This is a genomic window from Peptoniphilus sp. SGI.035, assembly GCF_050315115.1.
Lineage (GTDB): Bacteria > Bacillota > Clostridia > Tissierellales > Peptoniphilaceae > Peptoniphilus_A.
Genome location: NZ_JBNPOJ010000060.1, coordinates 1 through 534 on the forward strand (window position 1 = coordinate 1; position 534 = coordinate 534).

Here is a 534-nt window from a genome sequence, read left to right on the forward strand (position 1 = left end):
TTATACTAACCACTGACTAAATATTCAAAATGTTGTAAAATAAAAATATGAAAAAACTAAACAATGAAAAAGAAATAGAAAAATTAGAAGAAGCAAGAAAAAACACAAGTAATAAAAAAGAAGATGCAAGAATAAAAGCAATAATATTAAGACTTAAGGGATTTAAAATTCATGAAATATCTGAAAAATTAGATGTTTCAACTAAATCTATATCAAATTGGATAAAAGAATATAAGGATTATTCAATTTCAGGACTTATGAATAAGAAGAGAACTGGAAATAGAAGAAATATGAGTTTTGAAGAGGAGAAAGAATTTTTAAAACAATTTGAAGAAATGGCACAAAAGGGTCAAATAATAACAGCTAAGGAAATCGAAAAAGCATATATTGAACTTGTAGGTCATTCAATTGGAGGAACGCAGATATATTATGTCCTCAAAAGACATGGATTTAGAAAAATTATGCCAAGAAGCAGACATCCGAAAAAAGCTAACGAAGAGGCTATAGAAGCCTCAAAAAAATTAAATCCAAAAC

1 protein-coding gene is annotated in these 534 nt (G+C 26.8%); it reads left to right on the forward strand.

Annotated features, from left to right (window positions below; all coding sequences use genetic code 11):
* Positions 1–47: 47 nt before the first annotated feature.
* Positions 48–534 (forward strand): helix-turn-helix domain-containing protein (locus ACQRC6_RS09835; RefSeq protein WP_427848754.1); only part of this gene is annotated, 487 nt, incomplete at its 3' end.